Raw genomic sequence first — 900 nt, 5'->3', positions numbered from 1 at the left:
ATTCAGATCTTCATTTAAAATTACAACATGGCCAATCGCACCTAAATAGGGTTGTAAGTCTGTAATTGGCTTCATCGTTTTCGCATCTTGGAAAGTGAATGTCAGCAAGGCTTCCGAACCTGCCTTTAAAGATGAAATCGAAAGTGAAGCTTCTAAATCGTTCTTTACCTTTGTCAAAGAAGCATCCTTAGTCAACGGCTGCTCTGCACGCTGCTCACCAGCTACTGTCACTCGTGATGTTTCCGTAAACTGAGCTCCGCCTGTAGGAATGAAATCAGCAAATAGCTTGTAAGTTCCGCCTGTAGCAAATTCAGCTTCTACTTCAAACTCCCCGTTACCCTTATATACAGGATGAATGTGATTAAACTCAGTTAAATCATCTCTAACAATAATCAAATGCATCAGTTTCTCATGGTTAGTTTCAAACTTTTCAACGGGCTTACCCGCCTTATTGTATACAAGCAGTTTGATCTTTGTCTTCTCTCTCGGCTTTGGGCGCTCAGGCGAATAACGCCATTCCAGCTTCATATCGTCCGCAGTTAAGCCTGATGTTGTCACGCTGCTATGACCAGCGTGTTCACCCGTTACTCCTCCCTTAATAGCACGCTCATCAACGGTGCCATTCACGACCTTCGCGTCATTTTGCATGTTATGCTGCGAATGCTTACTGCCTGCAGCACCTCCACAACCTCCTATTATGACGCACAGCACGATGACGACAGCAGCGGCTGACGATCGTTTGTGCTTTACTTTTTGCCATATAAGACTCTTTAGCATAGTTGCTAAGCTCACCCTTTCATTTTTAAAATCGCATTCAATCCCTATTAGCAATTGTTGCCCAATTACCTCTGTCCGAATACCACAGCTTGACACTGCCTCTATTAGCATACCCTTATAGGG

At 43.9% G+C, this 900-nt stretch carries 1 protein-coding gene; it reads right to left on the bottom strand.

From position 1 onward, the window contains the following. The coding region (locus AC1DWN_RS34445; protein ID WP_477563296.1) for a hypothetical protein at positions 1-777 on the bottom strand (777 nt) is incomplete at its 3' end. Positions 778-900: the final 123 nt, after the last annotated feature.

Source organism: Paenibacillus sp. P4_A7 (genome assembly GCF_056402455.1).
Note: the sequence above shows the minus strand (reverse complement) of the source record. Positions and strands in the feature narration are given on the sequence as shown.